The following is a 24,284-nucleotide window of genomic DNA, read 5'->3' on the forward strand; positions in this document are numbered from 1 at the left end:
CTCACACGCCGACGCGAACGCGGCGAGGGGGTTGCGCGTCAGCGGTCGCCCCGCAGGGCGGCATCCGTCCACTCTTCGTGCGCGACCTCGCCGCGGGCGACGGCCTCTTCACGCTGGCGGAGTTCGACGCGGCGGATCTTGCCCGAGATCGTCTTCGGCAGCTCGAAGAACTCGACACGGCGCACACGCTGGAACGGCGCGAGTCGCTCACGCGCGAAGCGGAGGATGTCGAGCGCGACCTCTTGGCCCGCCTCGTGGCCCGCGGCCAGCACGATGTAGGCCTTCGGCACGGCGAGCCGCAGCTCGTCGGGGGCGGGGCACGACGGCGGCCTCCATCACGGCGGGGTGCTCGATGAGCACGCTCTCCAGCTCGAACGGGCTGATCTTGTAGTCGGACGCCTTGAACACGTCGTCGGTGCGCCCGATGTAGGTGATGCTGCCGGTGTCGTCGCGTCGCGCGACATCGCCGGTGTGGAACAGACCGTCGGCGAAGGCCTCGGCGTTGCGCTCGGGATCGCCCACGTAGCCGGTCATGAGGTTCACCGGACGCTCGGTGAGGTCGATGCAGATCTCGCCCTCGTCGCCGCGCTCGCCCGTGACCGGGTCGACGAGCACCACGGGGCAGCCGGGCAGCGGGCGGCCCATCGAGCCGGGCACGAGCTGGGCGTTCGGCGTGTTCGCCACCACGGCGGTCATCTCGGTCTGGCCGTAGCCGTCACGGATATCGAGGCCCCACGCGCGCTGCACCGAAGCGATGACCTCGGGGTTGAGCGGCTCGCCCGCTGACACGACCTCGCGAAGCGCCCCGCGGCGCCCGGTGAGATCGGCCTGGATGAGCATGCGCCACACGGTCGGCGGCGCGCAGAAGGTCGTGACGCGGTCGTTCTCGAGCTCCGACAGCAGCCGTTCGGCCGAGAAGCGCGAGTAGTTCAGGGCGAGCACGGTCGCCCCCGCGATCCACGGCGCGAAGAACAGGCTCCACGCGTGCTTGGCCCACCCGGGCGAGCTGATCGCGAGGTGCACGTCGCCGGGCTGCAGCCCGAGCCAGTACATCGTGCTGAGGTGGCCGACCGGGTACGACGAATGCGTGTGCTCGACGAGCTTGGGCTTCGAGGTGGTGCCCGAGGTGAAATAGAGCAGCAGGCGGTCGTCTGCGGTGGTCCCCGGATGCCGGGCCGGCTCGGCATCCGTCTGGAAGGCGTCGTCGTACGTCGCCCAGCCGGCGTACTCGCCGCCCACGACGATACGGCCGAGTCCCTCGGGCAGGTCGTGGAACTTGTCGGCATCGGCTGCGCCGACGACGACGTGACGGATCTCGGCGCGCGCGATGCGGTCGGTGAGATCGACCCGGCCCAGGGCCGTGGTGGTCGGGGCGATGACCCCGCCGATCTTCATGATCGCGAGCATCGCCTCCCAGAGCTCGACGCGGTTGTCGAGCATCAGCAGCACCGACTCACCGCGACGGACGCCGCGGGATGCCAACCATGCCGCGACTTGGTCGGAACGGCGCGCCAGCTCGTCGAACGTGCGCTGGTGGTGGGTGCCGTCGTCGTCGACGACGATGAGTGCGGGCGCGTCGTTTCCGCGCGCCATCGGGTCGAACCAGTCGATCGCCCAGTTGAACGCACCCTCGAACGTCGGCCAGCGGAAGGACGCCGCCTGCTCGGGGTCGGTCCGCGCGGCGAGGAGTTCGTCTCGCGCGGCCCGGTAGCGCTCGGTGGCGGACGCATCGGTGGGGATCATGGTGCTCCTTCGATCGTCGGCCCATTCGAGTCGACGTGACGACGCTACTCCCCCCGATTCGACGCGCCGCGCTAGGGACACAGCCCGGCGGAGGACTCGTCGGGATAACCGAGGTGGGGTCGACGCCGACCGTCTGCCTCCGCAGACAACTGCCCGGAGCCCGTGCGCCGATACCGGAGCGGGGTGCCGCCGATCAGTCGCGCACGCGCTGCGCCAGGTCGGCGATCTCGTCGAGGTGCACGCGCATCGCCGCCTCCGCGGCATCCGGATTCGCCGCCCGCAGGGCTCGCAGGACGCGGGCATGCCCCTCGTGCGAGAGTCGACGGCCGTCGGCGGCGACGTGCGAGAAGAGCCGGGCCTCGAGCGTCCACGACACGGTCAGCTCGCTGAGAGAGGCAAGCAGAGGGTTGCGCGTGGCCGCGGCGACCCCCGCGTGGAACGCGATGTCGAGCTGCACCGACCGCTGCCCGTCGAGCACGGTGCTCGACTCGACGACGACCGCCTCGAGCTCGTCGAGTTGCGCGTCGTCGATCCGGGTCGCAGCGAGACGGGCGATCTGCGGCTCGACGACGGTTCGGAACTCGGATGCCGCGGCAATCGACGTCTGCTCGTCGTCACCCCACGACGCCAGGGCCGCAGAGATCGGAACGCGAGCGCTCACGCGCGTCCCGCTGCCCTGACGGCGTTCGACCAGACCGGCCGACTGCAGACGCAGCAGCGCCTCGCGCACCGCGGAGCGCGAGACGACCAACTGCTCGGCCAACTCGCGCTCGGTGGCCAGCCGGTCGCCGGGCTTGAGCACCCCCGCCAGGATCAGAGCGCGCAGGCGCGCCACGATCTCTTCGTGCACCGACCCGCCGTGCCGTTCCAGCGGCGCGAGTGCTGCGTGATCGCTCATCGGCCCTCCCGCCCCCATCCTCCCAGGCGGCGCCTCTCGCTCTGCACAGATTGGTCAGACCGTAACGACCCCGAAACACCCGAATCGGGTCGACGAAACGACCGAAGCACACAATTGGACCGACCACGGGCAACGGCGGAGGAGCGGCTATGACCACGGAGAACAGCACGAACGGTCGTCGCGGTCTCGCGACCACCTGGCGGATCCTCCGTCACCCGGCGAGCCTCATCGCGCTCGCGGCGGTCCTGGGCATCGCCTTCGGACTGCTCACCGGCGAGTGGGCGGCGAACCTGAAGTTCGTCGGAGACCTGTTCATCCGCCTCATCCAGATGGCGATCGTGCCGCTGGTGATGGCGTCCGTCATCGTCGCGACGGGCTCGATGACGGGGTCGGGCATGGGGCGCATGGCCGGACGCACGTTCGCGTGGATGATCGGGTTCTCGATCGTCGCGGCCGTGATCGGATGGGCACTGGCCACCCTGCTCCAACCCGGTGCCGGCATCGACTACTCCGGCAGCGTCGACCCTGCCCTGCAGGAATCCGCCACGCCGGCCGGCTGGCAGGAGACCGTCCTGGGCTTCGTCTCCACCAACATCTTCAACGCCATGTCGACCGCGAGCATGCTGCCCATCATCGTGTTCTCGCTGCTGTTCGGCCTGGCCCTGAACGGGTACGTGCGCACGACCGGCAACCGTCTCGTGCTCACCCTGCTCGACCAGCTGCAGCAGATCGTGCTCGGCATGATCCGTCTGGTCATGCGCATCGCCCCGATCGGCGTGTTCTGCCTGCTTGCCGCCCTCGCCGGCGACGTGGGCTTCGCCGTCGTCACCAGCGCGCTGTCGTACCTCGGCTCCACCCTTGTCGGCGTGATCATCGTGACGGTGCTGTTCGTGATCGTCGTGGCCCTGCGTACCCGTCTCAACCCGGCCGCCCTGCCGGGAAAGCTCGCGGAGCAGACGATCATCGCGGTCACCACCACGAGTTCCGCGGTGACCTTCCCCACCGTGCTGAAGAACACCGTCGAGAAGGTGGGCGTCAGCCAGCGGGTGGCCAACTTCACGCTGTCGGTCGGCCTGACCATGGGCTCCTACGGCGCGGTGCTGAACTACACGATCGTCATCCTCTTCCTCGCGCAGGCGTCCCGGGTCGAGCTGACCCCCGGCCAGGTCGTTCTCGGCATGGCCCTGGCGATCATGCTCAACATGGGCACGATCACCGTGCCGGGCGGCTTCGCCGTCGCCGCGACCTTCCTCGCCACCTCGCTCGGGCTGCCGCTCCAAGCGGTCGGCCTGTTGATCGCCGTCGACTGGTTCACCGGCGTCTTCCGGACATTCCTGAACGTCAACGGCGACACGATGGTGGCCATGCTGGTCGCCGACGCCACCGACGAGATCGATCGGGACGTCTACGCCGGACGCAAGACAGTGGCCTCCGAAGAGATCGACGAAGAGGCACTCTCCGACAAGTACGCGGCCGCCGACCGCGCCGACTGACCCCCACCGAGCGCAGTCGCCGCCGTCGTGGGCTCGCACAGCCGGACGGCGGTGAGCGCACGAACGACGAACCGCCCCGTCCGAAGACGGGGCGGTTCGATCGAGAGGTCTACTCGCCGCGCGAGATCGCGATCATCTCGTCGCGCGGGACGACCTTGATGCGCGCGCGCTCGTGCGGGGCACCGAGGGCGACCTCGTGCTCGTCGAGGCGGTGCCAGCCGTCGAGGTCGGTCCAGCGCACGCCGCGCTCCTCGAGCAGGGCGGGGATCGCCTCTTCTTCGGGGTGCGCGGGCTGCCACCACTCACCGGCGTCGTTGATGACGTGGCGCACCGTCTCCATGGCATCCGACTTGGTGTGTCCGATGAGGCCGACGGGGCCGCGCTTGATCCAGCCCGTGGCGTAGACGCCGGGCAGACGCGAGTTCGAGTCAGCGGCGAGCACCTGGCCCTCGTGGTTGGGGATGACACCGTGCTTCTCGTCGAAAGGAACGCCCTTCAGCGGTGAGCCGAAGTAGCCGACGGCGCGGTACAGGGCCTGGATCGGCACCTCGCGGATCTCGCCGGTTCCGACGACACCGCCCTCGGCGTCGGGCCGGGTGCGCTCGTAACGGAACGCGGCGACCCGACCCGCGGTATCCTTGACGACCTCGACGGGCTTCGCCCAGAAGTGCAAGTGCAGGCGACGCGATGCTTCTCCGCCGGAGTTGTTCACGCCCGGGCGGGTGCGCCACTGCTGCAGCACACGGTCGATGACCTTGACCTGCTTGTTGGTCTGGATCGCGGCCAGGGACGCCTCGTCGTAGTCGAAGTCCTCGTCGTAGACGACCATGTCGACATCGCGCAGCTCGCCCAGTTCGCGCAGTTCGAGAGGGGTGAACTTCACCTGCGCGGGACCGCGGCGGCCGAAGACGTGCACGTCGGTGACGGGCGAGGCCTTGAGCCCCTGGTAGACGTTGTCGGGCACCTCGGTGGGCAGCAGGTCGTCGGCGTGCTTGGCCAGCATGCGGGTCACGTCGAGAGCGACGTTCCCGTTGCCGATGACGGCGACCGACTCCGCCTCGAGAGGCCACTCGCGCGGCACGTCGGGGTGGCCGTCGAACCAGCTGACGAAGTCGGCGGCGCCGTACGAGCCGTCGGCGTCGATGCCGGGGATGTCGAGGTCGGCGTCGCGGATCGCGCCTGTCGAGAAGATGACGGCGTTGTAGTGCTGCTTGAGGTCGTCGAGGGTGATGTCCTCGCCGAAGCGCACGTTGCCGAAGATGCGGATGTCACCGCGGTCGAGAACCTCGCGCAGCGCGGTGACGACGCCCTTGATGCGCGGGTGGTCGGGGGCGACGCCGTAGCGGACGAGACCGTAGGGCGCGGGCAGTTGCTCGAACAGGTCGATCGACACGTCGAACTGACGCTCGGACTTCAGCAGGATGTCGGCGGCGTAGATGCCGGCGGGACCGGCTCCGACGATGGCGAGGCGCAGCTTCGTCATGGGTTCCTCTCGATCGCGATCGGGGGGGGTGGGGCGGAAAGGGGTCAGGCCGAGCGATCGGCCACGGCGCGGGCGAAGCGCGTCAGCGCTTCGCGCACGGCACCGTCGGGAAGCGGCGCGAGGGCGTCGATCGCCTCTTGCGACCACTGGTGCGCGAGGCGCAGGGTCTCGTGCGTCGTGTCGTGCTCGCGGAGCTCGGCGAGCGCGCCGTCGAGCACCGACGGGTCGGCTCCGGCGGCGATGCGTTGCTGGCCCTCGTCGATACGCGCACGAAGATCGGCGGATGCCGCGTCGGAACGGTGCCCGAGCAGCAGGTACGGCATGGTCGGCACACCCGCGCGCAGGTCGGTGCCGGGGACCTTGCCCGTCTCGGAGGGATCGGGCGACAGGTCGATCACGTCGTCGAGCAGCTGGAAGGCCACACCGGCCTTCTCGCCGAAGACGACCATGGGCTCTTCGAACTCTTTCGGCGCGCCGGAGTAGATGACACCCGACTGCGCGGCGGCAGCGATCAGCGACCCCGTCTTGTCGGCGAGCACCTGGAGGTAGAAATCGACGGGCTCGTCGCCCTCTTGCGGCCCCACGGTCTCGTGCATCTGCCCGAGGACGAGGCGCTCGAAGGTGTCGGCCTGCAGCTGGATCGCTCGCTCACCGCGGCGGGCCATGAGCTGGCTGGCGCGGGCGAAGAGAAGGTCGCCGGTGAGGATGGCGATGTTGTTTCCCCACACCGTCTGCGCACTGGGCACACCGCGACGCTTGTCGGCGCCGTCCATGACGTCGTCGTGGTAGAGCGAACCGAGGTGGGTCAGCTCGAGGGCCGTGGCCACCTCGACGACCTCCTTGGTCGTGCCCTGACCGAGCTGCGCGGTGAGGATCGCGAGCATGGGGCGCACACGCTTGCCCCCGGCCTCGTAGAGGTAACGGGCGGTGACGTCGGCGAGCTTGTCGGCGCTGCGCACCTCGCCCTCGAGCTCGGTCTCGACACGCGCGAGTCCCGCCTCGACGGTGGAGAGGAGGGTACGCGAACGCAGGCCGGCGAAGATGCGGTCACTCAGGCCCAGCTTGCCCGACAGGCGGGTGCCGGCCGCGGGCGGTCTCGGGGTCACGGTTTCAGCCTATCCTGGCGCGCCGCAGGCCCGCCGACGGTATTTCGACGGTTGACAGGGGTTACGAAGCCGGACGGATGCCGCGATGCAGCGCGACGATGCCGAAGGTGAGGTTGCGGTAGGCCACGTTGTCCCACCCGGCGTCTCTCATCCATCCGGCCAACGTCGGCTGATCGGGCCAGTCACGGATCGACTCGTTGAGGTAGTCGTAGGCCTCGGCGTTCGAGCTCACCGCCTTCGCGACGATCGGCAGGACCCGGTCGTTGTAGAAGCGGTACAAGCCGTTGAAGGCGCGGGACGGCGGGTGCGAGAACTCGCACACCACGATGCGACCGCCGGGGCGCGTGACGCGCCGCAACTCGCGCAGCGCTCGACGCGGGTCGATGACGTTGCGCAGGCCGAACGACATCGTCACGGCGTCGAACTCGCCGTCGGCGAAGGGCAGGTCGGTGGCGTCGGCCTGCACGAACTCCAGGTTCGGCACGTTTCCGTGACGGCGACGGCCCTCCTCGATCATGCCGCGCGAGAAGTCGGCGGCGACGACGTGCGCCCCGCTCGGCACGAATGCCATCGACGAGGTGCCGGTGCCGGCCGCGAGGTCGAGGATGCGCTCCCCGCGCTGCGGGGCGACCGCGCGCAAGGTTGCGACGCGCCAGAAGCGGTCGTTGCCGAGGCTCAGCACGGAGTTGGTGCGGTCGTATGCGGCCGCGACCTGGTCGAACATGCCACTGACACGCTGCGGGTCTTTGCCGAGGTCGGCGCGGTTGGGGTCGCTGCTCACCCGTCGATTCTAGGCGCGCGGGCTCGAGGGGTCTTCGGGGGTTGCCATGGCGGCGAGACGTTCGAGCCAGGGGCCGGTCACGTCGTCCGAGAACGGGGCCTCGCGCGCGAGCACACGGCGTTCGAGGTCGAGGGCGGTCGCCTCCAGGTGCGCGACGATCTGCGCGGGATAGCCGTACTGCACGCGATGCTCGTCCCACTCGTCGCGGTCGTCGATCCAGGTGCCCCGGTCGTCGGTGCGGCGGACGACGTCGAGATCCATGTCGATGCCACGGGGCACGCCGTCATCGTGCCAGCGCACGTCCCATCCCAGGTCGATGTAGACGGCCACCGGGTGCGGGTCGGCGTTGTGGGTGAAGGCCCAGTCACCCGTCGCCGGGACCAGCGTGACGTTCGGTTGACGACACACGAACTCGGCCCCCGGCCGAGCACTCCGCCATCCCACCTGCTGGCCGAACCACTCGCCCCACTCGTCGGAACCGAGGTAAACGCTGTCCTGGACCCAGTGCGGTGAGCCGTCCCACTTGCGCCACTCGAACATCAGGCGGGTGCCGGGGGCGGGTCGAGGATCCATGCTCGGAGTCTAAAACGCGCTCGGGCGCCGGCGTCTCGCTCGACGCCGAAGCATCGCGGTGCCGCGTCCCTCCGGCCCGCCGGACGCGGGGCTACGCTGAAACACGTGCTGGAACCCGCGGAAGACGTCGTGCCGCGCCTGCGCGTGATCACGCGCGAGCTGCCCCCCATGGACGATGTCCTGGCCTACACCACCCCCTACGACCCCTTGTTCTGGAGTCGTCGCGGCGAGTCCCTCGCCCGCCTTCGGCGACCTGCTCACCCTGCGCTACACCGGGGAGCAGCCCGGCGATGCCACCGTCTCGGAGCGCTGGCGCGCGATCGCGGCCGCGGCGGAGGTCGACGACCCCGTGCAGCTTCCCGGAACCGGTCTCGTGGCCTTCGGGTCGTTCGTGTTCGATCCGCAGTCCGAGCGCGAGAACGTCCTGCGCGTCCCCGGCATGATCGTGGGCCGTCACAGCGGGCGTGCCTGGGTGACCCGCCTCGCTTTCGACGACACCCCCGACGAGCCCGAACCCGAGCTTCCACCCCGCTCCCCCTTCGGTCCGCACTGGTCCGCGACTCTCGGCCCGGGCCTGCAGACGGCGGAGGGATATCAGGATGCCGTCCGCCAGGGAATCGAGGCGATCGGTCGCCGCGAGGTGGGCAAGGTCGTCCTGGCGCGCGACATCACCGGAACCGTTCCCGCCGGCTCCGACCTGCGACGCCTCGTCCGCTCCCTCCTCGAGGGGTACCCGGACTGCTGGGTCTTCGCCGTCGACGGCCTGATCGGCGCGAGCCCCGAGACCCTCGTCACCGTCTCGGGCGGAACCGTGACCGCTCGCGTCCTCGCCGGCACCGTGGCGCGCGGCGGCGACGCCGACGCCGATGTCGCGGCATCCGTCGCTCTCGCCCGGAGCACGAAGGACCAGGACGAACACCGGTTCGCCGTGCAGAGCGTCTTGAAAGCCCTCGCTCCCCATACCTCGGCCCTCGCCGCCGCCGACGAGCCCTTCACTCTCAAGCTTCCGAACGTCTGGCACCTCGCCACCGATGTCGAGGGCGAGCTGAGCGAGGATGCCTCGTCCCTCGACCTGCTCTCGGTCCTGCACCCGACGGCCGCGGTCGCGGGTACGCCCACCGCCGCGGCCATGGACGTCATCCGTCGCCTCGAGCCCTTCGACCGCGGCCGCTACGCCGGCGCGGTCGGCTGGACCGCCGCCTCGGGCGACGGCGAGTGGGCGATCGCTCTGCGATGCGCGCAGATCGATCGCGCCGCCCCCTCGTCGCCCACCGCGCCGATCACCGCCTACGCCGGAGCGGGCATCGTCGCCGACAGCGTGCCGGAGTCGGAGCTGCTCGAGACGCGCGTGAAGTTCCGCCCGATCGTGGAGGCGCTGGCCTGACTCAGGAGTTCGCGAGACGCTGCTTCTCGACCTCGACGTCGTAGTCTGCCGCGGGCCACTGCGGGTCGATGTCTTCGAGGGCGTCGATCAGCAACTGCTGAACGGCGAGGCGGGCGTACCACTTGCGGTCCGCAGGAACGACGTGCCAGGGAGCGATCGGCGTTGACGTGCGTTCGATCGCGACCTGGTACGCGTCCATGTAGGCGTCCCAGAGCTTTCGCTCATCGACGTCGGACGGGTTGTACTTCCAGTGCTTGTCGGGGCGCGCGAGCCGTTCGCCGAGGCGCTCGCGCTGCTCGTCCTTCGAGATGTGGAGCATGACCTTGACCACGCGGATGCCCATCTCGGCCGCCTGCGCTTCGAACGACACGATGGCGCCGTAGCGGCGCTCGATCTCCTCGGGCGGGGCGAGTTCGCGCACCCGTCCGATCAGCACGTCCTCGTAGTGGGATCGGTCGAAGACCCCGAGGCGACCGGCATCCGGCAACCGCTTCTCGATGCGCCAGAGGAAGTCGTGCTCGAGCTCTTCGGCGGTGGGCTTCTTGAACGAGGCGAGCTCCACGCCCTGCGGGTCGACCGCTCCGACGACGTGCCGCACGATCCCGCCCTTGCCCGCGGTGTCCATCGCCTGCAGCACGAGCAGCACCGATCCCGTGGCGGTGCCCGCGACGCTCTGCGCGAAGAGACGCTCCTGCAGTCCCTCGAGCGGTGCACGGCCCGCATCGAGGTCGGCTCGGCCGTCGTTCTTGTCGCCGTCGTAGCCGGGCGTCGAGCGGGGGTCGATGTCGACGAGGCGGAACCCGGGCTCCACCCGCAGGGCGTCGGCGGCGGGCGTGGACCAGCGATTCTTCGAGCTCATAGGCTCATGCTGCCGCGGCATCCGGGATCATCGCCACCCGTTGACGGCCCGGATTCAGCGCGGGAGGGGGACCTCGATCAGCTGCCGGCCGCCGGTAGGGGCGGTCAGCACCTGGTCGAGCGCGACGCGCGTGGTGCAGCGGTGGTACTCCCACCCGAAGGCGAGGGCGAGCTGCTCGAGACGGGCCGTGTGCGGGGTGTACTGCACGCGGGCCATCGCGTCGTCGCCTGCGACCTCGGCCACCTCGAGACCGTCGAAGATCGTGCCCCCGCCGTCGTTTCCGACGACGACCTGCAGTCGCGGCTCGGTCTCGCCGGGAGGCAGCATCAGCGCGCCGATGTCGTGGAGGAAGGCGAGATCGCCGAGCAGCAGGCGCGTCACACCGGGGCGCTCCTCGACCTGGCTGGCCAGAGCGACACCTGTGGCCGTCGCGATCGTCCCGTCGATACCCGCGAGCCCCCGGTTGGAGTGCACGGCGACCTTCTTGCCGCCGAGCACCTCGTCGGCGACACGCACGATGCGCGATGAACCGAAGACGAGACGGTCGTGCGGCCAGGTCGCCCGCCAGAGGGCGTCGACCAGGGCGGGGCGATCGAGGGGCGCGCGCATGACCTCGACCTCGGCGTTGATCGCCCCGAGCCGCTCGTGCGGTACGGCGGAGGCGAGTCCGTCGGCGTCGGGGGCGGGCGGCGAGAGGTCGACGGCGCGGGCGCGAGAGGCGCGCATCCACTCCCCCAACCACGCGCGGTCGTTCTCGCCCGATCCGACGCGCACGGCGTCGACGGCCTGCGTCGTGCCGTTGAGGTTGACCGGTTCACCGGGTCCGCGCACCGCGAGCACCTCGACGTCGTCGCGCATGAGCAGCCGGGTCACTTCGCGGCTGAGCGTGGGGCGCCCGAACACGACGACGCGTTCGACGCGCCCGCCCAGCGCGGGGTCGTCCACGAGCGCCCGGTAGCCGTGCACGATCTGCCGCCCGAAGCGCGAACCGCTGACGATCTCGGCGATGAGGGGGAAGCCCCCGTCGTGGGCCACCTGCTCCGCGGCGGCGCCCGCATCGGCGCCCGCGATCACCACCGTTCGCGGCCCGGGCTCGATCACGTACGCCGCCTCGACCTCGGGCGCCACATCGGCCTCGCCGATGCCTCCGCCGCCCTGGTACAGCGCTCCGGATCCGTCGGCGTCGTCCTCGGCGGGGTGAGCACCGGATGCCGCCCGCTCGGCCAACCACGACGGAGCCGCGCCCGCGAGCGGCTCGCGGAACGGCACGTTCAGGTGCACGGGGCCGGCTGCTCGAGCGCCCTCCCCGAGAGCCGCGGCGAGCGCGGAAGCCGCCACGGCGTCGAGCTCCGCCGTCTGCTCCGAGGTCGCGTCGCCGTCGATCACCGCGGGGACCGCGAGGTCGGCTTCGAGGCGGACGGCGGAGCGGAACAGCCCCGGCTGTCGAGTCGTCTGATTCGCACCCACGCCGCGGAGTTCGGGCGGTCGATCGGCGGTGAGCAGAAGCAGGGGCACCCCGGCGTGATGCGCCTCGAGAGCGGCCGGGACGAGGTTGGCCACGGCGGTGCCGGAGGTGCAGACGACGACCGCCGGCATCCCGGTCTCTCGTCCGATGCCGAGGGCGGTGAAGCCCGCGACGCGCTCGTCGATGCGCACGTGCAAGTGCACGAGTCCCTGGCGCTCGAGCTCGGCGGCGACCAGCGCCAGGGCCTGGGAGCGGGATCCGGGGCTCACGACGAGGTGTCGGACGCCGCGCGAGACCAGCCCGGCGAGAAGGGCGGCAGCGGCGTCGGTGGCCGGCGCGGCCGCGCGCCGGGTGTCGAGGGGCACGGTTCAGCCGACGGCGCCGCGCTGATCGCGGGTGTCGTCGTCGCCCTTGCCGGGGGTGTCACCCGGGTCGGTCGTCTTCTTCGGCGGCTGCGGGTCGTCGGCCTCGGAATCGAGCTGTGACAGCTCTTCTTCGAGACGGCGGATCCGCTCGTCCTGCTCGGCACGTGCCGACGCGGTCATGCGCCCCAGGAACTCGGGGTCGTCGTCGGGGGCGCGTCGCACGACCGTCTGGGTCGCGCGGCCTCGGCCGATCGAGAACCACAGGATGCCGCCGAGCACCGGAAGGAGGATGACGATCGCCAACCACGCGGGCTTGCTGACGCCGCGGTGACGAGCGGGGCTCTGCACGGCGCAATCCACGATCGTGTAGACCCAGAAGACGGTCGCCACGAGCGCCAGGATGAGAAGCAACCGTGCCATGACCCGATTCTACGTGCGCCGGCTGGGCAGCGGCCCGGAGCCGGCACGCGATCTTCCGCCGTCGAACGACCCGGGATGGGCGCCGAGGCGTCCGCCGTAGAATGAGGACATGCGTGCTCGTTCGGCCCTCGTCTACACGGTGCTGCGATTGCTCGCCTTCCTCGTGCCCCTCGGCATCCTGCTGCTGTTCCCGGTGTTCCAGGAGCTGCCGTGGCTCGCCGCGATCTTCGCCGCCCTGATCGGATTGAGCCTGTCGACGCTGTTCCTGCGTCGTCCGCTCGACCAGGTCACCGGCGGTCTCGCCGAGCGACGCGCCCAGCGCACCGCGACCGGTCGCCGGACCGGCGCTCAGACCGACGCCGACGCCGAAGATGCGGTGGTCGATGCCACGCGCACCGACGTCGCCGAGGATCCGAGCGCGGCGGGCGAGGCTCCGCGCGGCTGATCGCCCCTCGAGGGTTTCGGCAGCCCGGTTCTCGCGCCGACGGCCGCTCTCCGCGCGAGGCGTCGTCAGACCGCGAATGCTGCGAACAGGATCGCGCCGTAGGCCACCGACGTGAAGCTCGTCACCTGGAGCGCCGTGATGAGCTCGCGCGGGACACGGTAGGTCCACACGATGAGGATCGCCGCGAGACCGCCGAGCAGGGGGATCCCCTCCAGCCACGCCAGCGGGTACACCTGCGCCAGGAACGCAGCGATGCCGAAGGGCACCAGCACGAAGACCGTGAACAGCACCTGGGTCGCCCGCCGCCCGATGAGCACCGAGAGCGTGCGCTTTGCGGCGAGGCGGTCCTGGTCGATGTCGCGCAGATTGTTGGCCAGCAGCACGGCGCACGCGAGCAGACCCGCCGAGACCGCGCCGAACCACGCCTCCTGCGGCAGCGACAGCACCTGCAACCACGTCGTACCGAGGGTGGCGACGAGGCCGAAGAAGACGAAGACGAAGATCTCGCCCATCGCGTTGTAGCCGTACGGGCGTTTGCCGCCGGTGTAGAACCACGCGGCGACGATGCAGACGGCGCCCACCAGGAGGAGCCACCACTGCCCCGTCCGAATCACCAGGGCGAGCCCGATCACCGCGGCGAGCGCGAAGAACGACAGTGCGACGATCAGCACGGTCCGCGGCTTCGCCTTCTTCCCGCCGGTCAGGCGGCCCGGCCCGACGCGCACGTCGTCGGTGCCGCGGATGCCGTCCGAGTAGTCGTTCGCGTAGTTCACGCCGATCTGCAGGGCGAAGGCGACGGCCAGGCAGGCGAGCGCGATGACCCAGTGCACGTCATCGTCGACGAGCGTGGCCGCTCCGGTACCGATGAGCACCGGGGTGATGGCGAGGGGCAGCGTGCGCAGGCGCGCCGCGGCGATCCAGTCGCGCGCGGTCGCCGGGACGACGGCCTGCGAAGCACCCGTCTTCGCCTTCTGCGGGTTGCCGCCGGGACGACGCTTCTTGGCGGTGTTCGGACGCTTGCGAGACTGTGCTGCCACGAGGGGTCAGTCTAATCCCGCGGGTTCGGCGCGCCTTCGCCGACGAAGCGCCGCAGCGTCGCGCGGTCGGGCTTACCGGAGCGCAGCGTCGGGAGCTCGTCGACCGCGACGACGCGGGCCGGCCGCGCGGGCGCTCCGACGGCCACGCCGACGACCTCGCGGAGCGTGGCGAGCAGGTCGTGTTCGCGAGCCGCCGCGATCCCGGGCACCACCACGGCGGACCCCTGCCCCCATGTCGCATCCGGGATCGGCACGACGACGGCGGATTCCAGTCCCGCGATGCCGCGCACGGCGGCTTCGACCCGGTCCAGCGAGACGTTGACGCCTCCCGAGACGATGACGTTGTCGAGACGACCGGTGACCTGCAGGACGCCGTGGACGATCTCGCCCCCGTCGCCCGTGCGGTACCAGCGGGTGCCGTCGACGCGGGGGAACACGGATGCCGTGCGCTCGGGATCGCCGAGGTACCCCTCGGCGAGAGTCGGTCCCGAAAGGCGTACCTCTCCGTCGACGATCGCCACGTCGACGCCGTCGAGGGGCACCCCGTCGTAGACGCACCCACCGCTGGTCTCGCTCGAGCCGTAGGTGCGCACGATGCGCGCCCCGACGGCCTCGGCACGCTCGCGTACCGAGGGGGCGAGTGCTTGCCCCCCGATGAGGATCGCCTCGAACGAACGCAGCGCCTGGGCGACGGTGGCGTCGTGCTCGGCGGCATCCAGGAGTCTTTGCAATTGCGCCGGAACGAGCGAGGTATAGCTGGGCACGCGGGCTCCGTCGAGGTGCGAGGCCATGCCGAGGGCTGCGGCGGCGAAGGGCTCCGGGCGGAAAGGGCCGGCGACGACCGCGGGCTCGCGATCGGCGAGGAGCGCCCGCACGATCACCTGGACGCCCGCGACGTAGCTCGCCGGGACCGCGAGCAGCCACGCGCCCTCCCCGATGCGGGCAGCCGTGGCGTACGCGCTGGCGATGAGGGCGTTGCGGCCGATCACGACCGACTTCGGCACGCCCGTCGAGCCCGAGGTCGTCACGACCGCGGCGGTACCCGGCGGGACCTCGCCGGGCAGGACCGCGCCGCCGAGGGCGACGGCCGGCCCGGCACCGAGGACGGCCGCGCGCAACGCCCGCAGCACGTCGCGCGGGTCGTCGGATGCCGGCGGGTCGAGCCTCACGCGCGGGTCCCGGCGATCAGTAGTGCCACGGCACGTCGGACCAGTCGGGGTCTCGCTTCTCGAGGAAGGAGTCGCGGCCCTCGGCGGCTTCATCGGTGCCGTAGGCGAGACGCGTGGCCTCGCCCGCGAAGAGCTGCTGGCCGGCCAGGCCGTCGTCGACGGCGTTGAACGCGTACTTGAGCATGCGGATCGCGGTGGGCGACTTCGTCAGGATGGTCCGCGCCATCGACAGGGCTTCGCGCTCGAGATCCGCGTGGGGCACGACGCGGTTGACCGCGCCCATCTCGTAGGCGCGCTCGGCCGAGTACTCCTCGGCGAGGAAGAAGATCTCCCGAGCGAACTTCTGCCCGATCTGGCGCGCGAAGTACGCGGAGCCGTAGCCCGCGTCGAACGAGCCGACATCGGCATCCGTCTGCTTGAAACGGCCGTGCTCGGCGCTCGCGATCGAGAGGTCGCAGACGACGTTGAGCGAGTGCCCGCCTCCGGCGGCCCAGCCCGGAACCACGGCGATGACGACCTTCGGCATGAAACGGATGAGGCGCTGCACCTCGAGGATGTGCAGGCGGCCGGCGCGACCGGGATCGTGCACGGTGGTCTCGTCGGTCGAGTACTTGTAGCCGTCGCGGCCGCGGATGCGCTGGTCGCCGCCGGAGCAGAACGCCCACCCGCCGTCCTTCGGGCTCGGACCGTTGCCGGTGAGCAGGACGACGCCGATGCGGTGGTCCTGGCGAGCGATGTCGAGGGCGCGGTACAGCTCGTCGACGGTGTGCGGCCGGAAGGCGTTGCGCACCTCGGGCCGGTCGAATGCGATGCGCGCGACGCGCCCATCGTGCGTCACGTGGGAGGTGATGTCGGTGTAGTCCGCGGCGCCGGGCGCCAGGGTCCATTCCGCGGGATCGAAGAGCTCGGAGACGGTCACCCGATCAGCCTACGCGCGGGGGCCGGGGCGGGCGGAGACGCCGAGAAGCTGGATTCCCGCCGGCATCACCCGTAGCCTGAACGACCCGACGATCGGAGTCATCATGGCGAAGAAGGTGTCGATACTGGGCCGCATCCGCGAGTACTTCCTCGGAGCGCCCGCACACGAGCAGTCCGAGGACGCGCGGCGGTCGCTGAACCACCAGAGCGAGACCGCGTACTACCAGGGCGAGGCCGCGAAGAACTGGACGGGGACGTCCGGGGGCGCGCAGTTCAAACCGTGACCGCGACGGCGCCCCGACATCGCCGGGGCGCCGTCGTCGTCACGCGTTCTTGCTGTCGCGCCAGCGCAGCCAGCGCTCGACGAGCGAGTAGTCCCAGTCCGGACCGCCGAAGCCGAGGGTGAACAGGCGCGTGCCGGCGTCGTAGAGGGCGTCGGCGACGTCTTCGTCACGGTCCTTCAGCTCGTTCGAGACGACGAGGCCCGACAGGTCGCGCTGCTCGGCCTCGGCCCACTTCTCGATCACCCCGAACTTGTGCGGCAGTTCGTCGGGGGTGACGAAGCTGTGCCAGATGTCGGCGTGACGGGCGACGATGCGCAGGGTCTTCTGCTCGCCCTTGCCGCCGATCATGACGGGGATCTTGCGGGTGGGCGCCGGGTTGAGCTTGCCCCACCGCGCGACGACCCGGTCGAGGTCGGTCGCCAGGGCGTTGAGCCGCGAACCGGCGGTGCCGAAGTCGTAGCCGTACTCGTCGTAGTCGCGCTGGAACCAGCCCGAGCCGGTGCCGAAGATGAAGCGACCCGTGTCGCCGCCCTTCTTGCTGATGTGGTCGACGGTGCGGGCCATGTCGGCCTGCAGGTCGGGATTGCGGTAGCTGTTGCAGTTGACGAGCGCGCCGAACTCGACGCGCTCGGTCTGCTCGGCCCAGGCGGAGAGCATGGTCCACGACTCGAAGTGCTCGCCCTCGGGGTCACCGTAGAGGGGGTAGAAGTGGTCCCAATTGAACAGGACGTCGACGCCCATCTCTTCCAGGCGAAGGACGGCGTCGCGGATGTCGGAATACTGCACGTGCTGCGGCTGGATCTGCACGCCGAGCCGGACGGGGGTATCGAAGAGCATGGCGTCAGCCTATGCCCGTGCCCGTGCGCCGGGACGGGTGGACCGCGGGGTCGATCGAACGTAGCGTGGAGGGTTACCGACGATCGGAGTCCCCATGACGAAGAAAGTGTCAAAGCTCGCGCGGCTGCGCGACTACCTCTTCGGTCCGCGCCGCACGCACGAGCAGGCCGAGAACGCTCAGCAATCGCTCGATTCGCAGAGGGACCTGTCGTCCTACACGGTCGAGCGCCAGACGTCCTGGTTCGGCGGGTTCGGCGGCGGCGGACCGCGCTGAGCGGCAGGATGAGGGCATGAGCACCGTCGCCCTCCCCCCACTCTCCGACATCCTCGCGTCGGCGCGCGTCGTCTCTCTTCCGCTCGCCGCCCGCTTCCGGGGGATCGACACGCGAGAGGCGCTCGTGTTCGAGGGGCCCGAGGGCTGGGCGGAGTTCTCGCCGTTCGTCGAGTACGCCGACGTCGAGGCCGCGACCTGGCTCGCCGGAGCCATCGACTTCGGGTGGCGTCCGTCACCGCCCGCCGTGCGCGACCTCGTGGCCGTCAACGCCACCATGCCCGCTGTCGCGGCATCCGAGGTGCCGAGGATCCTCGCCCGCTACGACGGATGCCGCACGGTCAAGGTCAAGGTCGCCGAGGCGGGCCAGACGCTCGCCGACGACGTCGCGCGCGTACGAGCGGTCCGCGAGGCGATGGGCCCCGAGGGGCGCGTGCGCGTCGACGCCAACGGCGCGTGGAACGTCGACGAGGCCGAGCGCGCCATCCACGCACTGGCGGAATTCGATCTCGAGTACGTCGAGCAGCCGTGCGCCGAGGTCGACGAGCTGGCCGAGCTTCGCGAGCGGGTCGGCTACCTCGACATCCCGATCGCCGCCGACGAGAGCGTGCGCAAGGCCGCCGATCCTCTTCGGGTGGCCCGCGCGGGCGCCGCCGATCTGCTCGTCATCAAGGCCCAGCCTCTCGGCGGCGTGCACGCAGCGCGAGAGATCGTCGCGCACGCGGGGCTCCCGGCCGTCGTCTCCAGCGCGCTCGACACATCGATCGGTCTGTCGATGGGTGTGGCTCTGGCGGCCTCGTTGCCCGACCTCGACTACGACTGCGGCCTCGGCACCGCCGCGCTGTTCACGGCCGACGTCGTGGCCTCCCCTCTTGTTGCGCGCGACGGGGTGCTGTCGCTCGAGCGTCCCCGCCCGCGAAGCGCAGATCTCGACCGGGTGGAGGCGAGCGAGGAACGTCGCGACTGGTGGATGGATCGCCTGCGGCGCTGCTACGCGCTCGTCGAGGTCACTCGAGGATGAGTCGCACGATCTGCGCCAGCCTCTCCCCGAGCTGAGCGCGCGAGGCGGAGGGAGACGTCCCCGTCATGACGGCGGTCTCGGCCGTCGAGATCCATGCCGACAGCAGAAGCTCGGTCGCGGCGTCGGCCGGCAGCCGAAGGGTCAGTCCTCGCGCCTCGGCGATGTCGCGGACGAGTTGCGTGACGCTCTCGCACAGCGCGCCGTTCGACGAGAGATAGGCCGCGGCGAACTCCGGGTTGCGCAGCGCCTGCACGCGCGTCTCGGCGCCCAGCAGAACGTCGAGCCGGTCTTCTCCCGCGACCTCGAGCACCTCCTGCACGAGATGCAGGACCTCGCCCGCGGCATCCAGGCCTCGGTCCTCGATCGAGGTGACGCGCTCGCGCACGGCGGCGATCGTCGTCTCCGCGGAGCGCGCGCACAGGGCGAGGAAGAGCTCTTCTTTCGAGGCGAAGTTCGAGTAGAAGGCGCCGCGCGTGAAGCCGGCCCGGTCGCAGATCGCCTCCACCGAGGCTGCGTCGATGCCGACCTCGGCGAACATCTCGGCGGCGGCGTCCATGAGACGGGTGCGGGTGTTCTCGCGTCGTCGCGAGGGGGCGGGGGCGGTGTCGGTCATCCGCGTCTCCTGTTCTAGGTGGACGTCCAGCTGGGGTCCCACCCACGAGGTCTACGATACATTGATGTATCCGATACGGTGATGTATCGACTCGTTCACCGATCGTGGGAGCCGCCGTGTCGACATTCCTGTACACCCTGGGCCGCTGGTCGTTCCGCCACCCCTGGCGCGTGCTGACGGGCTGGCTGCTGATCCTCGTGATCGCGGGCGGCGGCGTCGCCGTGTTCGCCAAGGGCACCGACAACACCTTCTCGATCCCGGGAACCGAATCGCAGGCCGGTCTCGAGATGCTCGGGCGCACCTTCCCCCAGGTCAGCGGGGCGAGCGCCCAGATCATCGTCGTCTCGGCCGACGGCACGAGCGTGCGCGACCAGAATTATCAGGATGCCGTTCAGAAGGCGTCGACCGATATCGGTCGACTCGACTTCGTCGAAGCCGTCACCGACCCCTACGACGCGCGCATCTCGGGCGGGATCTCCGACGACGGCCGAGCCGCGATCGTCCGAATCCAGTTCGCCGGCGAATCGACCGAGGTGCCCGCCGCCACCAAGGACGCCCTGCGGGACGCGACCACCGCCCTGGGGCAGGAGCTCCCCTCGGGGTCGCAGGCGATCCTGGGCGGCCAGCTCTTCGCCACCGAGATCCCCGGCGCCTCGCTGACCGAGGCACTCGGCGTACTGATCGCCGCACTCGTGCTCATGGTGACGTTCCGCTCGTTCCTGGTGGCCGGGATGCCGTTGGCCACCGCGATCCTCGGCGTCGCGCTGTCGATCGGCCTCATCTTCATCGCGACCGGGTTCGCCACCGTGTCGTCGACCACCCCGCTGCTGGCGGTCATGCTGGGCCTGGCGGTCGGCATCGACTACGCCCTGTTCATCGTGTCGCGACATCAGGACCAGACCCGCGCGGGGATGGACCCCGAGGAGTCGACCGCCCGCGCCGTCGGCACCGCGGGGTCGGCCGTCGTGTTCGCCGGAATCACGGTGCTCATCGCGCTCATCGGCCTGAGCTTCGCCGGCATCCCGTTCCTGACGACCATGGGCATCGCGGCCTCCGTCGCCGTGGCGATCGCGGTGTGCGTGGGCCTGACGCTCACCCCCGCGTTCCTCGGGTTCGCCGGACACCGCGTCGTGGGTTGGGGGTACAGCCGGTCGAAGGCCGCGCGCCGCCGACGCGACATGTCGCCCCCGCAGGAAGTCGACGCCGACGCGGAGCGCGAGAGGGAGACCACCGCGGAAGCGTCGCGCGCCGGACGGACAGGCCCCGCCCAGCGCTGGGTGGGGCTGGTGACGCGGCATCCGGTCGTCACCACCGTCGCGGTGATCGGCCTGCTCGGTGTGACCGCGATCCCCGCGGCCTCGCTCGCCCTCACCCTGCCCAACGCCGGTCAACTGCCCCAGGGCGACGAGGCGCGCGTGGCGTACGAGCTGACCGACGAGTACTTCGGCCCCGGCGCCAACGGCCCGCTCATCATGACCGGCACGATCGTCACCTCGAACGACCCGTTGAATCTCATGACGAGCATCGGTGACGAGATCGCGAAGATCCCGGGAGTCGCCAAGGTGGCCCTGGCCACCCCCAACGCGACGGCCGACACCGGCATCGTGCAGATCGTGCCCGAGACGGCCCCCGACGACCCTCGCACCGCCGACCTCGTGCGCGAGCTCCGCGCCGCCGAACCGCGCCTGTACGACCAGTTCGGCGTGCACCTGCTCGTCACCGGCTACACCGCCGTCACGATCGACATCTCCGACCAGCTGGGTGCCGCCCTGCTGCCTTTCGGTCTGTTCGTGGTGGGGCTGTCGCTCGTGCTGCTGATGATCGTGTTCCGCTCGGTCTGGGTGCCGCTCACGGCCGCCGGCGGCTATCTGCTGTCCGTCGCCGCGTCGTTCGGCGTCGTGGCCGCGGTGTTCGAGTGGGGCTGGTTCGCCGACGCTCTGCACGTGGCGAAGGTCGGGCCGATCATCAGCTTCATGCCCATCGTCGTCATGGGCGTGCTGTTCGGGCTCGCGATGGACTACCAGGTGTTCCTCGTCTCGCGCATGCGCGAGGACTACGTGCACGCCGACCGCGAAGGCCGCACGCCGCGCGAGGTCGCCCTCGGAGCCGTCCGCAGCGGGTTCTCGGCATCCGCCCGCGTGGTCGTCGCCGCCGCCGTCATCATGTTCGCCGTCTTCGTCGCCTTCGTACCCGAGGGGGACTCGAGCCTCAAGCCGATCGCCCTGGGCCTGGCCGTGGGCGTCGCGGTGGACGCATTCCTGGTGCGCATGACACTGGTGCCGGCGATCCTCGCGCTGCTGGGCGCGAAAGCGTGGTGGATGCCCCGCTGGCTCGACCGGTTGCTGCCGAAGCTCGACGTCGAAGGCGAAGCGGTCGAACGCGAGGTGCGCCTGGCCGACTGGCCGAGCGAGCCCTCGATCGCGATCGCCGCCGACGACCTGCGCACGGTCGGATCCACGGATGCCGAGGAGCCGGTCTTCTCGGACGTGTCGCTGCGACTGCCCTACGGTGAAACCCTGCTCGTGACCGGTGAGACCCGCACGACGCGAGCCCTGTTGCTCGCCCTGTCGGGACGGATGTCGCAGATCGATGGACGCCTGCGCGTCGACGGGCTCCTCGTACCCGAGCGCGCCGGGGCCGTCCGCTCGCGCGTCGGTGTCGCCCTGCTGGACGACCCCACCGAAGCCGCGGCCGACATCGCCCGAGCCGCCTCGCGCGGCACGCGGGTCGTGCTGGTGTCGGACATCGACCGCCTCGACGACGATGCCCGGGAAGACGTGGCCCAGGTGCTTCGCCGAGCCGCAACCGATGCGCGCGAACGCAGCGACGACGCCTCGTCGCCCTTCACGCTCGTCGTGTCGGCCCGCGACGAACGCCCGGCTCTCGCCCTGCTCGCCCAAGCGCAGCGCCCCGACGTCACGACCCTCGCCCTGCCGACCCCGCGTCGCCACCGCCCCGAACCCGAAACCTTCGCCGATCTCTCCGAGGTGTTCGCATGACTCTCCCCGTCGAGCGCTCCCGTTCGCGCCGCCCCGTCACCTGGCTCACGCTCATCGGTGTGCTGCTGCTGCCCGCCGTCATCGGCGGCATCCTCGTCGGCGCGCTGTACAAGCCCACCGACCGCCTCGAGAACATCACGGCCGCGATCGTCAACGACGACAAGGCCGTGGAACTCAACGGTCAGCTCGTCCCTCTCGGGCGACAGCTGACCGGTGGCCTCGTCAAGGGAGCCGATGACCAGCCGAGCAACATCGACTGGGTCATCTCGAACGACGAAGACGCCGCGGCCGGCCTCAAGGACGGCACGTACACCGCCGTCGTCACGATCCCCGAGAACTTCACGGCCGCCTCGCTCTCCACCCGACCGGGCGAGACGCCCGAGAAGGCCACGATCGGTGTGCAGACGGCACCCAACGCGCGCGTCGTCGACGGCGCGATCACCGGAGCGCTGGCATCCACCGCCTCCGACGTCTACGGCAGCACGCTGTCGTCCCAGTACCTGAAGAACGTCTTCCTCGGGTTCACCACCCTGAGCGACCAGCTCGGCACGGCCGCGAGCGGCGCCCACCAGCTCGCCGACGGGGCCTCTCGAGCGGCCGACGGCGCCGGGAGCCTCCGCGACGGGCTGGGGCAGCTCTCCACCGGCGCAACCGGTCTGTCCGACGGCGCCGCGAAGCTCGCCGCGGGAGCCGGTCCTCTCGCCAGCGGCGCAGACCAGCTCTCGAGCGGCGCGGAAGCACTGGCCGGGGGAACGCGCTCGGCGGCGGCAGGGGTCACGAAGCTCGCCGACGGCAACGCCGAACTGGCGAAGCAGATCGGCGCCCTCGCCGCGCAGATCCCGCCGAGCTTCGCCCAGAACGCGCAACAGTTGGCGAACGCGGCGCCGCAGATCAGCTCCGCGCTCACCGACGCCGCGGCCGCCCTCCAGAAAGCGGCCGACGACTGCACCGGCACCCCCGAGCAGTGCGCAGCTCTGCGCACGGCATCCGACAACGCCAACGCGGCCCTGCCGAAGGCGAAACAGGCGGTGACGCAGATCGGCGACCTCTCGGCGGGGGCTTCCAAACTCCCCGCCGGTTTCAGCGCCCTCGCCGAGGCGAACCAGAAGCTCGCCGATGGCGGCTACGACGCCGCGAAGGGCATCACCACCATCGCCGGCGGCATGGACGGCATCGCCGGCGGAGCCACGAAGCTCGCCGACGGCGCCCGCCAGTTCGGCACGGGAGCCTCGGCCCTGGCCTCGGGCGCCGGGCAGGTGGCATCCGGAGCCTCCGACGCACAGACCGGAGCCGCCCAGCTCGCGGACGGCGTCAACCAGGTCGCGACGGGCACGACGTCGCTCGCCGACGGTCTGGACGCTGCGGTGTCGAAGCTGCCCACCTACACCGACGCCCAGGCCACGAACCTCGCCGACGTCGTCGCCGACCCCGTCTCGGCGACGGGGAGCAGCAACTCGCTGTTCGGTGTCGCGGCGGTGCCGCTGCTGGCGATGGCCGTGCTGTGGTTCGGCGCTCTCGCTTCGTTCGTGGTGTTCCAGGCGGTCTCGGCCCGCGCCCTCACCAGCCGTCGCCCCTCGGCGCTCGTCGCGCTGCGCGGCTTCACCCCCGCCGCGATCGTCGGAGCCGTGCAGGGACTGCTGGTCGCGGGTGTGGTGCAGGTCGCCTCGGACTACGACTGGGGCGACTGGGCCCGGTTCGCGGTGATCTGCATCGTCGCCGGCGTGGCCTTCGCGGCCGTCAACCAGGCGCTCGTCGCGCTGTTCGGTGGCGCGGGGCGGTGGGTCGCGGCGATCGTCGGGGCGCTGGCGCTGGCGACGAGCATCGTCTCGACGGTGCCGCCGGTGCTCGCGGCCTTCGCCGCGCTGCTGCCGACCTCCCCCGCCTACAACGCGATGCTCGGCGCCCTCTCGGCCGTCGGCGGCGTGGGAGCGGGGGCCGCGGGTCTGGTGGTCTGGGCGGTGCTGGCGCTGGTGGTGACGACGCTGGTGGTGGTGCGTCGCCGCACGGTGTCGGCGCGGGCCGCGGTCGCGACCGCGGGCTGACCGGCCCGGCTCCCGCTCCCGCTCCCGCTCCCGCTCCCGCTCCCGCCTGTTGAGTGTCCAAAACACCCGGACGAATTT

The 24,284-nt window shown here is 70.8% G+C and carries 21 protein-coding genes and 1 pseudogene; 8 read left to right on the top strand and 14 right to left on the bottom strand.

The genetic code is table 11. The annotated features are described in order from the left end of the window. Window positions 1-38: 38 nt before the first annotated feature. Together QE454_RS02990 and QE454_RS02995 are read right to left on the bottom strand one after the other, a co-directional pair. Window positions 39-1,743, bottom strand: a pseudogene (locus QE454_RS02990) (AMP-binding protein). A 193-nt stretch (window positions 1,744-1,936) separates the two neighbouring features. After that, window positions 1,937-2,641: a FadR/GntR family transcriptional regulator gene (locus tag QE454_RS02995; protein ID WP_307458274.1), complete on the bottom strand. Its 705-nt coding sequence runs from the start codon at window positions 2,639-2,641 to the stop codon at window positions 1,937-1,939. A 149-nt stretch (window positions 2,642-2,790) separates the two neighbouring features. Between QE454_RS02995 and QE454_RS03000 the strand changes: the two genes are divergently transcribed. After that, the gene (locus QE454_RS03000; protein WP_307458272.1) at window positions 2,791-4,134 is read left to right on the top strand and encodes a dicarboxylate/amino acid:cation symporter; all 1,344 of its coding nucleotides are present in this window, start codon (window positions 2,791-2,793) and stop codon (window positions 4,132-4,134) included. A 109-nt stretch (window positions 4,135-4,243) separates the two neighbouring features. Here QE454_RS03000 and QE454_RS03005 read toward each other — a convergent pair whose 3' ends face one another. From QE454_RS03005 to QE454_RS03020, 4 genes are all read right to left on the bottom strand, one after another. Further along, entirely contained in the window at window positions 4,244-5,617 is a 1,374-nt protein-coding gene (locus QE454_RS03005; RefSeq protein WP_307458270.1) for an FAD-dependent oxidoreductase, read from the bottom strand. A gap of 44 nt (window positions 5,618-5,661) precedes the next feature. After that, entirely contained in the window at window positions 5,662-6,723 is a 1,062-nt protein-coding gene (locus tag QE454_RS03010) for a polyprenyl synthetase family protein (RefSeq protein ID WP_210073162.1), read from the bottom strand. Between the two features lie 61 nt (window positions 6,724-6,784). Continuing rightward, window positions 6,785-7,504, bottom strand: a complete 720-nt coding sequence (locus tag QE454_RS03015; protein WP_307458268.1) for a demethylmenaquinone methyltransferase — start codon at window positions 7,502-7,504, stop codon at window positions 6,785-6,787. A 9-nt stretch (window positions 7,505-7,513) separates the two neighbouring features. Further along, on the bottom strand, window positions 7,514-8,077 hold the full coding sequence (locus tag QE454_RS03020) for a DUF402 domain-containing protein (RefSeq protein ID WP_307458266.1): 564 nt from the start codon (window positions 8,075-8,077) through the stop codon (window positions 7,514-7,516). A 175-nt stretch (window positions 8,078-8,252) separates the two neighbouring features. On the opposite strand from QE454_RS03020, the gene QE454_RS03025 reads away from it, so the two are divergent. Next, window positions 8,253-9,461: a chorismate-binding protein gene (locus QE454_RS03025; protein ID WP_309668513.1), complete on the top strand. Its 1,209-nt coding sequence runs from the start codon at window positions 8,253-8,255 to the stop codon at window positions 9,459-9,461. A gap of 1 nt (window position 9,462) precedes the next feature. Here QE454_RS03025 and QE454_RS03030 read toward each other — a convergent pair whose 3' ends face one another. The 3 genes from QE454_RS03030 to QE454_RS03040 are packed head-to-tail and all read right to left on the bottom strand — an operon-like array spanning window position 9,463 to window position 12,570. Further along, on the bottom strand, window positions 9,463-10,320 hold the full coding sequence (locus tag QE454_RS03030) for a polyphosphate kinase 2 family protein (protein WP_307458264.1): 858 nt from the start codon (window positions 10,318-10,320) through the stop codon (window positions 9,463-9,465). 54 nt (window positions 10,321-10,374) lie between these two features. After that, window positions 10,375-12,150 (bottom strand): 2-succinyl-5-enolpyruvyl-6-hydroxy-3-cyclohexene-1-carboxylic-acid synthase, encoded by a 1,776-nt coding sequence (gene menD, locus QE454_RS03035; protein WP_307458262.1) that lies wholly within the window; start codon window positions 12,148-12,150, stop codon window positions 10,375-10,377. A gap of 3 nt (window positions 12,151-12,153) precedes the next feature. Further along, window positions 12,154-12,570, bottom strand: coding sequence for a PLD nuclease N-terminal domain-containing protein (locus tag QE454_RS03040; protein ID WP_307458260.1), 417 nt, complete (start codon window positions 12,568-12,570; stop codon window positions 12,154-12,156). A 109-nt stretch (window positions 12,571-12,679) separates the two neighbouring features. Here QE454_RS03040 and QE454_RS03045 point away from each other — a divergent pair, with 109 nt between their 5' ends. Further along, the gene (locus QE454_RS03045) at window positions 12,680-13,015 is read left to right on the top strand and encodes a DUF4229 domain-containing protein (protein WP_210073150.1); all 336 of its coding nucleotides are present in this window, start codon (window positions 12,680-12,682) and stop codon (window positions 13,013-13,015) included. A 65-nt stretch (window positions 13,016-13,080) separates the two neighbouring features. On the opposite strand, the gene QE454_RS03050 is transcribed toward QE454_RS03045, so the two are convergent. From QE454_RS03050 to QE454_RS03060, 3 genes are read right to left on the bottom strand one after another with little or no spacing between them, the layout of a single operon-like run. Then, complete coding sequence (locus QE454_RS03050; protein ID WP_307458257.1) at window positions 13,081-14,052, bottom strand: 1,4-dihydroxy-2-naphthoate polyprenyltransferase; 972 nt, start codon at window positions 14,050-14,052, stop codon at window positions 13,081-13,083. A gap of 11 nt (window positions 14,053-14,063) precedes the next feature. After that, window positions 14,064-15,221, bottom strand: a complete 1,158-nt coding sequence (locus tag QE454_RS03055; protein WP_307458253.1) for an AMP-binding protein — start codon at window positions 15,219-15,221, stop codon at window positions 14,064-14,066. Window positions 15,222-15,237: 16 nt separating this feature from the next. Further along, window positions 15,238-16,140, bottom strand: a complete 903-nt coding sequence (locus QE454_RS03060) for a 1,4-dihydroxy-2-naphthoyl-CoA synthase (RefSeq protein ID WP_307458250.1) — start codon at window positions 16,138-16,140, stop codon at window positions 15,238-15,240. A gap of 103 nt (window positions 16,141-16,243) precedes the next feature. Here QE454_RS03060 and QE454_RS03065 point away from each other — a divergent pair, with 103 nt between their 5' ends. Beyond that, window positions 16,244-16,423 (top strand): hypothetical protein, encoded by a 180-nt coding sequence (locus QE454_RS03065; protein WP_210073143.1) that lies wholly within the window; start codon window positions 16,244-16,246, stop codon window positions 16,421-16,423. A 39-nt stretch (window positions 16,424-16,462) separates the two neighbouring features. On the opposite strand, the gene QE454_RS03070 is transcribed toward QE454_RS03065, so the two are convergent. Beyond that, window positions 16,463-17,260, bottom strand: a complete 798-nt coding sequence (locus QE454_RS03070) for an LLM class F420-dependent oxidoreductase (protein WP_210073141.1) — start codon at window positions 17,258-17,260, stop codon at window positions 16,463-16,465. A 94-nt stretch (window positions 17,261-17,354) separates the two neighbouring features. Between QE454_RS03070 and QE454_RS03075 the strand changes: the two genes are divergently transcribed. Continuing rightward, on the top strand, window positions 17,355-17,534 hold the full coding sequence (locus tag QE454_RS03075) for a hypothetical protein (RefSeq protein WP_307458246.1): 180 nt from the start codon (window positions 17,355-17,357) through the stop codon (window positions 17,532-17,534). A gap of 16 nt (window positions 17,535-17,550) precedes the next feature. Continuing rightward, window positions 17,551-18,552 carry an o-succinylbenzoate synthase gene (locus tag QE454_RS03080; RefSeq protein ID WP_307458243.1) on the top strand — a complete coding sequence of 334 codons (1,002 nt, stop codon included), beginning with the start codon at window positions 17,551-17,553 and terminating at the stop codon, window positions 18,550-18,552. On the opposite strand, the gene QE454_RS03085 is transcribed toward QE454_RS03080, so the two are convergent. Then, window positions 18,539-19,165: a TetR/AcrR family transcriptional regulator gene (locus tag QE454_RS03085; protein ID WP_210073135.1), complete on the bottom strand. Its 627-nt coding sequence runs from the start codon at window positions 19,163-19,165 to the stop codon at window positions 18,539-18,541. The genes QE454_RS03080 and QE454_RS03085 overlap by 14 nt on opposite strands. Window positions 19,166-19,281: 116 nt before the next feature. Here QE454_RS03085 and QE454_RS03090 point away from each other — a divergent pair, with 116 nt between their 5' ends. Beyond that, window positions 19,282-22,164 carry an MMPL family transporter gene (locus QE454_RS03090; protein WP_307458238.1) on the top strand — a complete coding sequence of 961 codons (2,883 nt, stop codon included), beginning with the start codon at window positions 19,282-19,284 and terminating at the stop codon, window positions 22,162-22,164. Continuing rightward, on the top strand, window positions 22,161-24,206 hold the full coding sequence (locus QE454_RS03095) for a YhgE/Pip domain-containing protein (protein ID WP_309668514.1): 2,046 nt from the start codon (window positions 22,161-22,163) through the stop codon (window positions 24,204-24,206). The genes QE454_RS03090 and QE454_RS03095 overlap by 4 nt, the downstream gene beginning before the upstream one ends. The last annotated feature ends 78 nt before the right edge of the window (window positions 24,207-24,284 follow it).

The sequence above is a fragment of the Microbacterium sp. SORGH_AS_0454 genome (assembly GCF_031453395.1).
GTDB lineage: Bacteria > Actinomycetota > Actinomycetes > Actinomycetales > Microbacteriaceae > Microbacterium.

Bases quoted from the DNA above. Each gene is read 5' to 3' on its own strand.
- QE454_RS02995 (WP_307458274.1), bottom strand. From the start codon at position 2,641: ATGAGCGATCACGCAGCACTCGCGCCGCTGGAACGGCACGGCGGGTCG.
- QE454_RS03000 (WP_307458272.1), top strand. From the start codon at position 2,791: ATGACCACGGAGAACAGCACGAACGGTCGTCGCGGTCTCGCGACCACC.
- QE454_RS03005 (WP_307458270.1), bottom strand. From the start codon at position 5,617: ATGACGAAGCTGCGCCTCGCCATCGTCGGAGCCGGTCCCGCCGGCATC.
- QE454_RS03020 (WP_307458266.1), bottom strand. From the start codon at position 8,077: ATGGATCCTCGACCCGCCCCCGGCACCCGCCTGATGTTCGAGTGGCGC.
- QE454_RS03025 (WP_309668513.1), top strand. From the start codon at position 8,253: ATGTCCTGGCCTACACCACCCCCTACGACCCCTTGTTCTGGAGTCGTC.
- QE454_RS03030 (WP_307458264.1), bottom strand. From the start codon at position 10,320: ATGAGCTCGAAGAATCGCTGGTCCACGCCCGCCGCCGACGCCCTGCGG.
- QE454_RS03040 (WP_307458260.1), bottom strand. From the start codon at position 12,570: ATGGCACGGTTGCTTCTCATCCTGGCGCTCGTGGCGACCGTCTTCTGG.
- QE454_RS03045 (WP_210073150.1), top strand. From the start codon at position 12,680: ATGCGTGCTCGTTCGGCCCTCGTCTACACGGTGCTGCGATTGCTCGCC.
- QE454_RS03065 (WP_210073143.1), top strand. From the start codon at position 16,244: ATGGCGAAGAAGGTGTCGATACTGGGCCGCATCCGCGAGTACTTCCTC.
- QE454_RS03070 (WP_210073141.1), bottom strand. From the start codon at position 17,260: ATGCTCTTCGATACCCCCGTCCGGCTCGGCGTGCAGATCCAGCCGCAG.
- QE454_RS03075 (WP_307458246.1), top strand. From the start codon at position 17,355: ATGACGAAGAAAGTGTCAAAGCTCGCGCGGCTGCGCGACTACCTCTTC.
- QE454_RS03080 (WP_307458243.1), top strand. From the start codon at position 17,551: ATGAGCACCGTCGCCCTCCCCCCACTCTCCGACATCCTCGCGTCGGCG.
- QE454_RS03085 (WP_210073135.1), bottom strand. From the start codon at position 19,165: ATGACCGACACCGCCCCCGCCCCCTCGCGACGACGCGAGAACACCCGC.
- QE454_RS03095 (WP_309668514.1), top strand. From the start codon at position 22,161: ATGACTCTCCCCGTCGAGCGCTCCCGTTCGCGCCGCCCCGTCACCTGG.